The organism is Wolbachia endosymbiont (group B) of Lycaena phlaeas, from assembly GCF_947251875.1.
In the GTDB taxonomy this organism is placed as follows: Bacteria; Pseudomonadota; Alphaproteobacteria; order Rickettsiales; family Anaplasmataceae; genus Wolbachia.
On the sequence record NZ_OX366392.1, the window covers coordinates 665,489 to 677,783 of the forward strand.

At 33.0% G+C, this 12,295-nt stretch carries 15 protein-coding genes; 11 read left to right on the forward strand and 4 right to left on the reverse strand.

Features of this window, described 5'->3' with window-relative positions:
• Positions 1–103 precede the first annotated feature (103 nt).
• Positions 104–754, forward strand: coding sequence for a hypothetical protein (locus OPR37_RS02930; protein WP_007302791.1), 651 nt, complete (start codon positions 104–106; stop codon positions 752–754).
• Positions 755–757: 3 nt separating this feature from the next.
• Here the strand turns inward: OPR37_RS02930 and OPR37_RS02935 are convergent, their stop codons facing one another.
• Positions 758–1,495, reverse strand: a complete 738-nt coding sequence (locus tag OPR37_RS02935; protein WP_007302792.1) for a type I glutamate--ammonia ligase — start codon at positions 1,493–1,495, stop codon at positions 758–760.
• Between the two features lie 326 nt (positions 1,496–1,821).
• Here OPR37_RS02935 and dnaA point away from each other — a divergent pair, with 326 nt between their 5' ends.
• Together dnaA and secF are read left to right on the forward strand one after the other, a co-directional pair.
• Positions 1,822–3,204, forward strand: a complete 1,383-nt coding sequence (gene dnaA / locus OPR37_RS02940; RefSeq protein ID WP_012481713.1) for a chromosomal replication initiator protein DnaA — start codon at positions 1,822–1,824, stop codon at positions 3,202–3,204.
• A 157-nt stretch (positions 3,205–3,361) separates the two neighbouring features.
• Positions 3,362–4,237, forward strand: coding sequence for a protein translocase subunit SecF (gene secF, locus OPR37_RS02945; RefSeq protein WP_007302794.1), 876 nt, complete (start codon positions 3,362–3,364; stop codon positions 4,235–4,237).
• A gap of 5 nt (positions 4,238–4,242) precedes the next feature.
• On the opposite strand, the gene OPR37_RS02950 is transcribed toward secF, so the two are convergent.
• Entirely contained in the window at positions 4,243–4,767 is a 525-nt protein-coding gene (locus OPR37_RS02950; RefSeq protein ID WP_007302795.1) for a TIGR02281 family clan AA aspartic protease, read from the reverse strand.
• A gap of 113 nt (positions 4,768–4,880) precedes the next feature.
• On the opposite strand from OPR37_RS02950, the gene yidC reads away from it, so the two are divergent.
• Genes yidC through nusB form a run of 3 tightly spaced genes read left to right on the forward strand, consistent with a single transcriptional unit; the run spans position 4,881 to position 7,478 of the window.
• Entirely contained in the window at positions 4,881–6,590 is a 1,710-nt protein-coding gene (gene yidC, locus OPR37_RS02955; protein ID WP_019236304.1) for a membrane protein insertase YidC, read from the forward strand.
• The gene (locus OPR37_RS02960; RefSeq protein WP_052264871.1) at positions 6,568–6,996 is read left to right on the forward strand and encodes a 6,7-dimethyl-8-ribityllumazine synthase; all 429 of its coding nucleotides are present in this window, start codon (positions 6,568–6,570) and stop codon (positions 6,994–6,996) included. The genes yidC and OPR37_RS02960 overlap by 23 nt, the downstream gene beginning before the upstream one ends.
• Positions 6,996–7,478, forward strand: coding sequence for a transcription antitermination factor NusB (gene nusB, locus OPR37_RS02965; protein WP_006014794.1), 483 nt, complete (start codon positions 6,996–6,998; stop codon positions 7,476–7,478). Before OPR37_RS02960 ends, nusB begins: the two co-directional genes overlap by 1 nt.
• A 99-nt stretch (positions 7,479–7,577) precedes the next feature.
• Here the strand turns inward: nusB and OPR37_RS02970 are convergent, their stop codons facing one another.
• On the reverse strand, positions 7,578–8,255 hold the full coding sequence (locus tag OPR37_RS02970) for a hypothetical protein (RefSeq protein ID WP_213863683.1): 678 nt from the start codon (positions 8,253–8,255) through the stop codon (positions 7,578–7,580).
• 68 nt (positions 8,256–8,323) lie between these two features.
• Positions 8,324–8,785, reverse strand: coding sequence for a dUTP diphosphatase (dut, locus tag OPR37_RS02975; protein WP_052264873.1), 462 nt, complete (start codon positions 8,783–8,785; stop codon positions 8,324–8,326).
• 694 nt (positions 8,786–9,479) lie between these two features.
• Between dut and OPR37_RS02980 the strand changes: the two genes are divergently transcribed.
• From OPR37_RS02980 to OPR37_RS03000, 5 genes are all read left to right on the forward strand, one after another.
• Positions 9,480–9,758, forward strand: coding sequence for a hypothetical protein (locus OPR37_RS02980; protein ID WP_264685020.1), 279 nt, complete (start codon positions 9,480–9,482; stop codon positions 9,756–9,758).
• 102 nt (positions 9,759–9,860) lie between these two features.
• Positions 9,861–10,391, forward strand: coding sequence for a head-tail connector protein (locus OPR37_RS02985; protein ID WP_007302801.1), 531 nt, complete (start codon positions 9,861–9,863; stop codon positions 10,389–10,391).
• Between the two features lie 282 nt (positions 10,392–10,673).
• A complete protein-coding gene (locus OPR37_RS02990) occupies positions 10,674–11,129 on the forward strand; it encodes a DUF3168 domain-containing protein (protein WP_012481716.1) in 456 nt (151 codons plus the stop codon).
• Positions 11,104–11,493, forward strand: coding sequence for a phage tail tube protein (locus tag OPR37_RS02995; RefSeq protein ID WP_007302803.1), 390 nt, complete (start codon positions 11,104–11,106; stop codon positions 11,491–11,493). Before OPR37_RS02990 ends, OPR37_RS02995 begins: the two co-directional genes overlap by 26 nt.
• Before the next feature lie 58 nt (positions 11,494–11,551).
• Positions 11,552–12,286 (forward strand): hypothetical protein, encoded by a 735-nt coding sequence (locus OPR37_RS03000; protein WP_213863685.1) that lies wholly within the window; start codon positions 11,552–11,554, stop codon positions 12,284–12,286.
• Positions 12,287–12,295: the final 9 nt, after the last annotated feature.

The following is a 12,295-nucleotide window of genomic DNA, read 5'->3' on the forward strand; positions in this document are numbered from 1 at the left end:
ATCCTCATATAGCTTTATGTAAATGATTAAAATTTTTACAGTTTTGCAAGCGTAAGAAAATTTCTATATAATATGACTTTAGTATGGTACTTGAGGGATTATTGTGGTAGCAGTTTTAAGTGTGATAGAAGGCAAGAATAAAGCGATCGTATCTGGGTTGGTTGGTGTTTCATCAACTTTAGTATTTTTAACAATGATTCACATTGCTGCAAAGATAGCCATTATAGTTACTGCTGCTGCAGTTACTTACGCATTACTTTCATTGCTTAATAAAGCAAGACCTAAGTCTGTTAAAACTGATGATATGTCAGAAGATGAAGGGTATAGCAGTGTTGATGAAGGTGAAGAAAAAGATACCGTAAAAGAACCAAAAAGAACTGAAACTGAGCTAGAAGAAGAATTAAAAAATAAAAGAGCAGAAGAAGAAATGAAAAATGGACTACCTAAACATATGGATTTCAAAGGTAATTCACTTTCTAAAAGTGCTGATACTACAGATAGTCATTTCGTTTCTAGTGCTACAAATATTGTTATGGAACCTTTACCTAAACACATGGATGCACTTGGTAATCCACTTCCTGAGCAGCCACCGAGCAACCTTACCAATATAGGGCTTGGATCATCTAAAAGTACGCAGAAACTATCTGCTGCAGACTTGCTATTACAGTATGGGAATGTAAATAATGATGTGAGGAAAGTGCTAGAATGGCCAATTACCTCAAAGGAGTTTAATGGGTTAGGGTTTAACAGGTAGTTGCTATATCAAACTCTCCATCTTATATTGAGGATCAGATGCAATGCCATACACTCTATTTGGCGGAGCAATTTTGTTCTCTATACCAAAAACTATACCTTCAATTATTGCTGTGAGTACTTTTTCAAGGTTACAATCTGCTCCAGGAACACGGTGCTCTAGGCGGCATCTTTTGGAATCGTTGCCAAAATAGGGAATTCTTATCGCAGCAGTTCTGTTATTCACTCCCCAACTAATCGTAGTTGGAGTATGAATATCTGGGTACTGAAATCTTAAATATGAATCATCATTTGGAGCAAAAAACAACATATGTTTTTTCATCATTGCACATAATCCACCTATGCTGTGAATCAGGTGGTCACTATATTTTTGCTTATTGCCATAAAATAAGTTATTATTATTTGAATCCATGAGGCTAACATGTACATTTAGTGCGCTGCCTGCTCTATCCAAATAAGGTTTTGCTTTAAAAGAAACATTACCATCGAACTCTTGTGCTGTTCCAATCAGTAATTTTTTTACTAACTCAAAATGCATAATTAAATTATCAGGACTCGTATAACAATCACTTTTTATCTCGTATTGGTTTAAAGAACTCTCTTTCTCACAAAAAAATCCAAGAGAAGCTATTTTATTTTTGATGCTATTCAGAAATAAATATTCTTTTTTTATTCCCTCAGTGTAAAACTCCAGTTCAATACCGAATACAGTATTATGACTCAAATTACTTAATATAATCACAAATTTACTTCAATAAATTTATACTAAATCAGCTATATTTATACAAGTACTTTACTTATTTATCAGTAAATTTAATATCTTATTTATACATAATATATTACTATTTTTTAATAACATACTTCTAATCCTCGGTACAAGCGACATTTACAAATTGATTGTTTTTATTTCAAAAAAATGATCAATTTTAGTGCTTTTATACTCTTTACAACTCGTCAAAAAATCCTCATAATTTTAGATATGTATTAAGTAGTGTTAGCTTTTTATCTTACAGTAAGCTATTGATTATCTTGCATCTTTCTGATTATTATTCTTTCTTGGTGTGGTATATGAACTTAACTAACCCTAAGGTTTCTACTATGTTTTTTGATCAGATTATTACAGTAACGGACCACAATGTTACTTGGGAAAAAATCCAAAATTATCTCCATAATCTCTATGGAGAAGCAACATATAACAGCTGGCTGAGTTCACTAAGATTTATCAGCAACAGAAATGGAGAAGTTTTGTTGTCTGTACCAACAAGATTTATAAAGGAGTGGATTACAGTTCACTACATGGAAAAAATATTGTCATTATGGCAAAGCGAAGATCAAAGTGTATGTTCTATTGATATTCAATTAATTGAAGAAAGAAATTCAAATTCTAATACGATACTAAAAAATAGAGAGGAAAATAATCATAATCTTGGTTCACCACTAGATACCAGATTCACTTTTGATAATTTTGTGGTAGGAAAGTCAAATGAGTTAGCATTTACAGCGGCAAAGCGTGTAGCGGAATCTATAGATCCAATATCAGGAAGCAACCCTTTATTTCTATATGGTGGAGTGGGACTTGGTAAAACACATTTAATGCATGCTATAGCTTGGGACATAGTCAATTCTCCGTCAGCAAAAAGAAAAGTGGTATATTTATCAGCAGAGAAATTTATGTATCAATATATTACGGCGCTGCGGAGCAAAGATATTATGTTATTTAAAGAGCAATTTAGATCAGTAGATGTATTGATGGTAGATGATGTGCAATTTATCAGTGGTAAAGATAGTACACAAGAAGAATTTTTTCACACTTTCAATGCATTGATAGACCAAAATAAACAATTGGTTATATCAGCTGATAGGTCTCCTAGTGATCTTGATGGAGTAGAAGAAAGAATAAAATCACGACTTGGTTGGGGATTAGTTGCAGATATTAATGAAACAACTTTTGAATTAAGACTTGGTATATTGCAGGCGAAAGTGGAACGAATGAATATGTATGTTCCAAAGGATGTCCTAGAATTTTTGGCAAGGAATATAAAATCCAATATAAGAGAACTAGAAGGAGCATTAAATAAGGTTGCTCATACCTCTTTAATTGGAAGAAGCATGACAGTAGAATCAGCTAGTGAGACCCTAATTGATCTTCTTAGGTCAAATCATAGGTCAATCACAATAGAAGAAATACAGAAAAAAATAGCTGAATTTTTCAATATAAAGATTGCAGATATGCAATCTAATAGAAGGCTCCGCAGTCTTGCGAGGCCGAGACAAATAGCTATGTATTTCGCAAAGAAGTTTACGCAAAAAAGTTTACCAGATATTGGAAGAAATTTTGGTGGTAGAGATCATGCTACTGTTATACACGCAGTCAAACAAGTGGAAAATTTCATAAGAACTGACCCAAAATTTGCTGATGAAATCAATCGATTAAAAAAGATGTTTAAGTAGCACTTTATTAATGACAACCAGGCTGTTTTCATTTTTTTGATCAAATATCTTGTTCAAGTAGATTAAGTAAATCAAAGATCATTATTAGTATAAGCTAAGAGAAAATAGCTAGTCGATTGCTTAAAAAGTATATAAAATCACAATTTAAGTAGGAAATATGGCAATTAGACTTATTCCAGATAATCTTGATATAAGATTTAGTAAATATAGAAATTTGACAGCACTTGTTAGCGTTATTCTTATCATTTTTTCAATGCTTACTTTTATGCTGCGTGGAATGAATTTGGGTATAGACTTTACAGGTGGAATTTTGATAGAGATAAAATCTTCAAGCAAGGATGATGCTATTCTCGGTATATTAAAAGAGAGTGGATTTACGATACAGAGTTCAAAAGCTGGTGATAACTTAGTTGTGCGGTTTAAAGATGAGGGAGATGAAGATAAAATTAAAAAGGTTAAAAGTATATTAGAAAGCAAATTAGGTAATTTAGTAACTTATCGTAAAATAGATTATGTTGGTCCACAAATAGGCTCAACGCAGATATTTGAAGGGATATCAGCCATGTTAATTGCAATTATTGGAATATTTTTTTATGTTTGGCTTAGATTTAGCTGGCAGTGTGGACTTGGTGGAATAATGGCACTGATCCATGATGTGATTTTAACTCTTGGCTTTATCAGCTTAACGAGTATTGAGTTTAATATTTCATCAGTTGCAGCTCTACTTACCGTGATTGGCTATTCAATCAATAATTCAGTGGTTATATACGATCGGATTCGAGAGTATAAAAAAAATAGAAAAGATGTAGAAATGGATGAAATAGTTGATGCTAGCATTAATTCTACACTATTTCGTACTATGTTAACTTCAGGTACTACTCTTCTTGCTGCTCTTCCTTTAGTGCTGATTTGTACAGGTGTGGTCAGAGACTTCTGCTTAATCATTTCTTTTGGCATTGCAATCGGCACCTGTTCCGCAATATTTATCTCTGCTCCTATATTGACCTGCAGAGCGTTGATAAGTAGAGTATAGAACGTTTAACTACGATATAATATTAGCTTATTATCCCTAATAGTGAAATGAAAATATCTCAAAAAGCTCATACCAAGTAATGAATGGGACATAGAGTGAGTATTAACACTAGCGTGTACATCATTAATTAAAAAATTTCCTATTTTAACTTGAGGGATGTGAACAACACCAGCTTTTATTTGACCTTTTGCAGTTTCATATATTTTAAAGTCTTGAATGTTTTGTAAGTTAATACCAGCATGTAACGCATCTTTTTGCGATAGAACAATATCAGTTGCTCCGGTATCAAGCAAAAACGTTATATTACGATCATTGACTTGAGCTTGAATATAAAAGTGTCCATCGTATGACTTTGTAAATTCAATACTTCCGCCATTTTGAACCCTTCCTTTGTACGGTAGAAAAGTGCTCAGAAACCTATTGCTTAGTTTATCCCCTTGTGAATCAATAAACATTGCAGTAATGACTATTATCAGTAGCCAAATAACTAGATTTTTTGCTGCATTCATATTATTAAAATTTGAAGCCATAAGAGTAAATTTTTAAGATTAGCGTTAAAAGCTATTATTAAAAATAAGTAAATTTTATTGTTTTAGTACAATATTTAATATATACTTTAAGGAGGTATGTTCGATTTAATTTCATGTCAGAAGCAAAAAACTTAATTTTAGCAACAATTCTTTCTATATTGATTATAGTATTATGGCATATTATTTATGATAATTTTCTTAACACGAGCCAAAGCCAACCATCGATTGAAAATATTGAACATATCGAATCTTCTAACGACCTTGCTCCTATGATATACCAAAATCGTTCTGAAATTATTAATTCTACTAGAGAACAGAGAGTTAATTTAACCAATAACATGCTTGAAGGATCAATTTCTCTGAAAGGTGCAAGGTTTGATGACTTAATCTTAACTAACTACCACTTAGAACCGAGTTCTTCTTCTCCACAAGTGGTGTTACTGTCACCTGCAGAATCAAAAGATGTATATTTCGCAGAATTTGGGTGGCTCGATCCGAATGAAAAGATTAAAGTTCCAGATTCTAAAACAGTATGGCAAGCAGATAAACTCAATCAAAAAGAGGTCAATTTATTTTGGGATAATGAAAATGGCATTTTATTTAGAATGAAAATTAGCCTTGACGATAACTACATGTTTAAAGTTGAGCAAATTATTGAAAACAATACAAAAGATAATGTAGTTTTGGTTCCCTATGGTAAAATCAATCGTAAACGTGATAATATTAACGAATCCTATTGGATATCACATGAAGGAGTACTAGGTGCATTTAACAATAAACTAGAGGAGTGGACATATAAGGATATTTCCAAGAAACGTTTAATAAAGGCCAGCACAAGTGAAAAAAGTTGGTTTGGTTTTGCTGATAAATATTGGTTTACAGCTATCATACCTGAAAAATCTGATCAAATAAATGTAAGTATTAAGCATACGAATGTTAATAACATTGATAAGTTTCAAGTAGATTTTGTTAAACCTTACAAACACATACTCCCTGGTGCAAGTGTTTCTACTCTGAACTACTTTTTTGCTGGGGCAAAGAAATTGAATTTACTTGATTCTTATAAAGACACTCTCAATATACCTTTGTTTGATAAGGCTGTAGATTTTGGTGTTCTTTATTTTATAACCAAGCCGGTGTTTTTACTGCTTGAATATTTTAACTTTGTTTTGAAAAATTTTGGCTTAGCAATATTATTGCTAACTTTAGTAATCAAACTTTTGATGCTTCCCTTATCTAATAGATCATATATTTCGATGTTCAAGGTGAAAAGCCTGCAGCCTGAATTAACTCGTATAAAAGAGTTGTACAAAAATGACAGCTTAAAGCAGCACAAAGAGACAATTGCGTTGTTCAAGAGAAACAATGTAAATCCAATGTCGAGCATTTTCCCTATGCTCATACAAATACCAGTATTTTTTGCTCTGTATAAAGTATTATTTGTTACTATAGAGATGAGACACGCCCCTTTTTATTTATGGATTAAGGATCTTTCAGCTTCTGATCCAACAAACATTTTTACATTATTTGGGTTGTTTAATTATAACTTTCCTATTTCTATAGGCATTTTACCTATAATTTTCGGCGCTACCATGATAATTCAGCAGAAGCTAAGTGAGAAAGATCAAACCAGTAAAGATGATATTCAAGTAAATGTTATGAAGTTTTTACCTTACATTTCCGTCTTTATTTTTTCTTCTTTTCCTGCCGGCCTGGTAATATATTGGATATTTAGTAATATTATAACTCTGGTTCAACAATACTTAATAAAGTTCTTCTTAACAAGAAAAGTCGGGATAAATGTCGAAAATACTAATAGTTAATTCAATTTATTATACCGAAATAGCGAACCTTTTGCTTGAAGGTGCAGTCGATAGATTAAAAGAAAGTCATGCAAGCTATGACATAATTGAAGTTCCTGGTGCATTTGAGATACCAGCTACAATTCTCTTTGCAGTAAAAAGCAAGAATGCTAATTATGACGGTTATTTAGCTCTTGGGTGCGTGATTCGCGGTGAAACTGATCATTATAAATACGTTTGTAAAGGAGTAATCGAAGGCTTAAATGAAGTTATTATGCATTATGCAATACCCCTTGGTATGGGCGTAATTACCGCTGACAGCAAAGATAAAGCACTAATTAGAGCTGACAAAAATAAAAAGAACGTTGGTGGCCATGCAGCCTCAACTGTTTTGCATATGATAGATCTACACAATAAATTAAAATAATGGAGGAAAAACCAGTAGATAAAAAGTGGCGCATAAAAAGAAGTACGGCAAGATTTCTTGCTGTACAAATTGCTTATTCAAATATTTTTGTAAGTTACAACAAAAGCACTTTTAAATTGGAAAATTGTGAGCTTAAGGACTACATAAGTACGTTGAAAGATATATTTGAATGTGAAGAATTTGAACATCAGTTCTTAGAAAACTTGTTATGTAAGGTTATAAAAAGCAGTGAAGAATATGATAAAATAATAGAGTCTTATTTACACCCAAGCTGGTCACTTTCACGATTAAATCTTATAAGCTTATCTATTTTGCGTATTGCAGTATGTGAGTTAATTGATTTTGATACACCAGCACCAATTGTTATTAATGAATATACTAACATTGCATCTGATTTACTTGATGCTCCAAACAAAATTGGCTTTATTAATGGGTTGTTAGATAAGGTAAAGGATGCAGTCAGACTAAATAAAAATCCTTAGCAAATTTCTTACAAGTATGTGAATATCTATTTTTTGAGACAGTTTCTACAATAAGTTTAAGTCATTAACACTAAAAAATGAAGGGAAGACTTATTCCTTTTATACTTGGCTGATTAATAATCTTTCTGGCTTTTCGTGTTCAACTTTTGGTGACTTAACAATTGAGCTTGGCACAAATTCGATGGTTAGTTCTTGAACATTATTTTCTTCAACGTTTAAACCTAACGTTTTTAACTCCTGTCCACAATTTATCTGTTCAAATGTACTATCCCCTTTCTTCTTGTATAGCTGATGTATATCAAGGAGTTTAGTGTTGCCAAGCAAGATTGGATCAGGATTATCAATATATCTGATCTGACCATAACTCTCAGCTTTGAATACTTCGCCTTTTGAGTTAGTAAAATCTATAGTATATTCACCATTTTCGTTCTTATAGTTCTTTTCAATAAATTCAAGATCTTTATTTGTTACCTGCAACATCAGGTATCTTTGAGAGCTACCAGCAACAATTCTCGGAGCTTTAAGTTCAGATATTTCATTATTTTTCATGAAGGAATATATTGCTAAACTAATCAGTGCAACAGTAACAAATGCTAAAACACTCATTCCAAGTGGTGTAGCTGCAAAAGCTGCAAGTGGAGCAAGTATATAAGTTGAAGACATCAAATATGGTGATGAAAGTGCTACTGCTGCGCCTATAACATACAGAGAAGTAAGTACTAAAAGTGCAGTATTTGTTTTGTGGAGCTGGCCACGGTGGTTTTTAAAAATTAACATAATTGCCTCATTTAAATTAATTAAAGTTGTATGTAAAGAATTATTATTGTCAACTTATAAACAATAAATTATCTACCACTTGAGCCGAAGCCTCCTTCATTGCGAGCAGTTTCTTTTGCATAGAATTCTTCTATGTTGTTCCAAATTATCTCAGGTACAGGAGTGATAAGAATTTGTGCAATTCTATCTCCTCTTTTTATTTCATATGGCTGATTACTTAGATTGATTAGGCAAACTTTAACTTCACCTCGATAATCGGAGTCTATAGTGCCCGGAGAATTTAAGACAGTGATTCCATGTTTTGCAGCAAGCCCAGAACGTGGGCGGATTTGCCCCTCAAAACCGTTTGGTATTGCAATCACAATTCCAGTTGGAACAAGTAATCTCTCAAGTGGATTTAAAACAGCAGAGTCATTCAATGCAGCATAAAGATCCATGCCAGCACTCTGCATAGTTGCATAACAGGGAAGAGGCAGGCTTTCGCCATGTGATAACTTTTTTATTTCTACTTTAATTTTGTCTCTTTGCATTTTTATTCACCAGTTATGAAAATTTGATTGTAGCATGTAAATTATGCCTGTAAAAGATAAGAAAACTACTTGACAAATCTTTCAGCTTACTTACTATAAAATTCAAAGTGTTTTATTACCTTCAATCTGTTCAGATTAAACGACAAAAGTATTATACAGTTGGCGTCTTATAAATCTTTCCGCTATGTGCACTTTATGTCTTCACAATAATTTCTACCTAATATAAGCTGAAACGGGCTTATAAAACGTTTAAAACAGTACGTTTGTATAGAGGGTGTCATTCCAGCGCGTGACGCTGGTTCCTGGATCTCAGTGTCTGGGCACTGGGATGAGAAAAAAGGGGCTACTTGAATGACACCTTATGTTCCAGCACGTGACACATAATTGTACGAACATTCATTTTTGAATACAGCAAATGGTCAATGCCCAGACACTGGCATCCAGAAATTTTATTAGGTTGGTAAGCACAAAAGTAGTTGCTTTATGCTAAAACACAACGGTTGAAAGACTCGATTCCAGCGTCACGCGCTGGAATGACATCAAAGGGGCTACTTGAATGACATACTTGAATTTACGCTATAAAGTGAACCGGTTTGGTGTGCTGCTGTTGTTTGCAGTATTGTAGTGCTAATTTTTTACTTCGGTAGTCTTTTTATTGTCATTATAATTATAAGAATAGTTGAGGCCAATTAATATGAAAACTTTTACGAAAAATTTTAAAGGTAAGGAAAGAAGGCTAGAAGAGTTCAATGAGAAAGTTGAAGACATATCAGCTGTAGCTCAAGATAAGTTTGCACATGAACTTGAAAATATCGCATATGAAAGTGTGCAGAAATTTCGCAGTCTACTTGCTAAAGAGCTAAACTTCACTTTCAATAACATTCATTCTCAGAATGTCAATCTACTAAAATCCGGCCTAAAAAAAGGAGAAACAGCGTTAATACGTTCTCTTCTCAATATACTTGTACGATAGAGTTGCTGCTGCAATTTAATATTAAGTGATAACTAAAATAAGTAAGATTTTTTATAGATAAGTCTTACTTATTTTAGCTATATATAGAAAAGGAGGGTTGTTATGTCAACAAGACTAAAGTATCCAATCATAAATATACAACGTAAGTCTAAGCCTAAATCTTTTCCAGTAACTTTAGGAGAGGTTAAATCTTTTTTACGAATTGAAAATGATCAAGATGATAAGTTGATTTCAAGTTTTATTTTTATGGCAACTGATTATGCTCAGTGGCATATGGAAAAGTCTCTAGTAAAGCAAACGTGGCAAGTTTCATATGAAGGTTATATACCTCGTAGAATATATTTAAGCTATGGTCCTGTGAATAAAATAATATTGGCTACTGATAAGAATAGAAAACTTAGTTATTATTTTAGTGATATAGGAAGCTATATTGAATTTTTCAATTATTTGAACATAATAAGGGCTGATGTTGTATATGAAGCTGGTTATGATAGTGTTCCTGAGCAAATAAAGCTAGGTATTATACAGCATGTTTCTGCTCTCTATAAAAATCGTGAATCAGAAGTAAGTAGCCATTTATCTGAGGTAAAGAAGGTGTATTCTCCATTTCGCGAACCAAAGGTTGTTTTGTAGTTCCTGTTTGTCATTCAATAGCAGATACAACAGATGGTGTCATCCGAGTAGCCCCTTCGATGTCATCCCAGTACTGGGATCCAGTTTTTTCATGATCATCAAAACGTTGTATTTTAAAATAAAACGGCTACTTTTATGCTTACCAACTTAATAAAATTCCTGGATCCCAGTACTGGGATTACAAGAAAGAGCTACTGGAACGACATCATTATAAAGTGAACCAGTGTCTGGGGATGGGATGACATCTTCTTGACAGATAATGTTCGTGCAGTAAGCACTAGGATGATACCATCTGTTGTACCTGCAAATTGCAATCTTCGTAAACGTATCTGTGAGATGGAAAAAATTCAAATTATAAATGAGTTGTATGATAGTATTTATGCAGCATTAAAAGCAAACTCTGATTTAAAGAAATATGTTACTAACATCTATGATTACCTGCCTAAGCAGGTTACTATTCCTTATCTGAGATTGCGCATAGTAAATTATGTTAACCTGCATATGCTATCTAATTTTGCTACAAAAGTAAGATTTTCATGCGACATATATACTTATCATATAAGCAGCATGCTTGCTGCTATAAAGCATGTTGGCTTGGTGGTAAAGAGCATTAGTAGTGAGACCATTTTGGAAAGTAATTGTGTTATAAATCAGCATGATGAAGTTTTACATTCAACAATTAATTTTGATATTTTAATACAAGGAGGTAGCGATGAGCAAATTACAGCTGAAAATTAAAGGTCATGACAATAATTTTGTTGTGCTGAATAATATACGAAACTTAAGGTTTACTTTGCGTAATAACAAAGAGGAGATGAAAGATATTTCCTCTTTTGGCTGGAGAAAAGTGCTTGATTGTGCTGGAAGTAGAAAGATTACAATAAAAATTAATGGCATTTTAAATTCAGTATTGGCTGATGAATTATTGCGTAATTCTGCAATGTTAAACTCTAATAATGATTATGAGATTAGTTTTAATGCTAAGGAGAAGATAAAACTCAGGTGTTCGGTTGAATTGTATGAGAGATATTATGATCCTGCCACTTTTGACAGCTTCACTGTAGTTTTAGCCAGTGCTGAAGTTGTGAACACTTTTCATTAGTGTTAATTTAATTTTTTCATATACAATAATAATAAGTGGGAATAAATTAAAAAAAATTATGAATGATGAGGATCTTTTCGAAGAAGGCGATGATAATGTTGAAGAGAATAGCGATGACAGAAGAGAAAGGAATTTGAAGAATGAAAATCAGCTCGAAGAGCAATTTAAAGAGTATTTAAAACCTTTCGAGGATATTTTAAGTCAAATTGATGAAGGAGTTGATAATTTAGATAGTTACGAAAGGACTATGCAAGTAAAGCGAAGTATAGATAGGCTCATAGAAACCTTATATAGCCAAGCAGCATCTGAGGATATTGATGTAGAACTTGAAACCACAAAACACACTCGCGATAAATCAGAGTCCAAGAAAAGAGTTCTGGAAAAGAGAAAGAAACAACTGATGGAAGAGATCTTAAGTTTTCAACAACAAAAGGAGCTAATGAATAGTAGGGAAAAACATGAAGTAGCAAGTGATGGGGATGTTCAGAAGGCAAAAGCACGAGTGAAGTCTTCAATTAGGGGGGTGTTGTTTTCAGTTATTGCTCATAGAATGGATCCACGAAGGAGGGCAGGGGAAACTGCTGATGACAATGAAAAGCAAGCTCTTATGTACGGTAGAGAAGCAGTTGGTGGAGTTTTAGGTGGATTATTCAAGGCGTTTTTAACTGCAGTTGCTGCTGTTGTGCGCGAAATTGCTAAACCACTTCAACATATGAATACACAAGAGACGTCTTTTGCAAAACAAGTTGAAGAAAGCAGAAACCAGGATTCACAGAAAGGTCGATCTGTGTAGGTCAAAGTA

Coding starts and splice junctions, on each gene's coding strand:
- dnaA (WP_012481713.1), top strand. CDS start 1,822: ATGAACTTAACTAACCCTAAGGTTTCTACTATGTTTTTTGATCAGATT.
- secF (WP_007302794.1), top strand. CDS start 3,362: ATGGCAATTAGACTTATTCCAGATAATCTTGATATAAGATTTAGTAAA.
- OPR37_RS02950 (WP_007302795.1), bottom strand. CDS start 4,767: ATGGCTTCAAATTTTAATAATATGAATGCAGCAAAAAATCTAGTTATT.
- yidC (WP_019236304.1), top strand. CDS start 4,881: ATGTCAGAAGCAAAAAACTTAATTTTAGCAACAATTCTTTCTATATTG.
- OPR37_RS02960 (WP_052264871.1), top strand. CDS start 6,568: ATGTCGAAAATACTAATAGTTAATTCAATTTATTATACCGAAATAGCG.
- nusB (WP_006014794.1), top strand. CDS start 6,996: ATGGAGGAAAAACCAGTAGATAAAAAGTGGCGCATAAAAAGAAGTACG.
- OPR37_RS02970 (WP_213863683.1), bottom strand. CDS start 8,255: ATGTTAATTTTTAAAAACCACCGTGGCCAGCTCCACAAAACAAATACT.
- dut (WP_052264873.1), bottom strand. CDS start 8,785: ATGCAAAGAGACAAAATTAAAGTAGAAATAAAAAAGTTATCACATGGC.
- OPR37_RS02980 (WP_264685020.1), top strand. CDS start 9,480: ATGAAAACTTTTACGAAAAATTTTAAAGGTAAGGAAAGAAGGCTAGAA.
- OPR37_RS02985 (WP_007302801.1), top strand. CDS start 9,861: ATGTCAACAAGACTAAAGTATCCAATCATAAATATACAACGTAAGTCT.
- OPR37_RS02990 (WP_012481716.1), top strand. CDS start 10,674: ATGATACCATCTGTTGTACCTGCAAATTGCAATCTTCGTAAACGTATC.
- OPR37_RS02995 (WP_007302803.1), top strand. CDS start 11,104: ATGAGCAAATTACAGCTGAAAATTAAAGGTCATGACAATAATTTTGTT.
- OPR37_RS03000 (WP_213863685.1), top strand. CDS start 11,552: ATGAATGATGAGGATCTTTTCGAAGAAGGCGATGATAATGTTGAAGAG.